Origin of the sequence: Rhodococcus sp. CX, assembly GCF_015865005.1 — a bacterium.
GTDB lineage: Bacteria > Actinomycetota > Actinomycetes > Mycobacteriales > Mycobacteriaceae > Rhodococcus.
Map to the genome: position 1 here is coordinate 1 of NZ_JADZGH010000216.1, position 590 is coordinate 590.

Annotated in this window: 1 protein-coding gene; it reads right to left on the bottom strand. The window is 68.5% G+C overall.

Features of this window, described 5'->3' with window-relative positions; all coding sequences use genetic code 11:
• Positions 1–167: 167 nt before the first annotated feature.
• Positions 168–527 carry a DUF3817 domain-containing protein gene (locus I0Q12_RS23710; protein WP_197255305.1) on the bottom strand — a complete coding sequence of 120 codons (360 nt, stop codon included), beginning with the start codon at positions 525–527 and terminating at the stop codon, positions 168–170.
• Positions 528–590 lie beyond the last annotated feature (63 nt).

The window sequence follows — 590 nt, forward strand, 5'->3', positions numbered from 1 at the left end:
TCGCCGGACGGGGGCGGGGGTGGGGGCGCGGACGCCCTTTCCTTCAGCGGTGCGAGATCCACCGCGCCGGAGATCGCCGCTGCTGCCGCGGCGGAACGTGCTGGACGGGAACCGGGTCGAGTCACGCCGTCCAGTCTGTCACGTTTCGGGGGTAGCTCGCCGCCCGGTCAGGACAGTGCGGGCTCGGTTTCGCGCGCCGCGGAATCGGAAAGCTCGCCGAGGCGGCCTGTGCGCACCGCCCAACGCTCGAAGACGACGGTGCCGAACGGCGGGACACTCGAGACCAGCGCGAGGAAGGTCGTCTTCAGGTCCCACTTGAGCGACCACGCGGTTGCGAGCGCGACGACGACGAACAGCGTGAATCCGGCGACCCCGTGCACCATGCCCGGGATCCGGATGGCCTCCTCGTGTCCGAGCACCCACTTGAAGAACATCGCGATCAGCAGGGCCAGCCAGGTGATCGCTTCCCAGATCGCTACGAGCCGGAATCGCTTCGCGGGGGTGGACAGGTCGAGGAGGTTCGTCATGGTCGCCATTGTGCCCGAGTCCTACGACGACCCGTCGTTGCCGTGAGAGACATCACCGTCCCG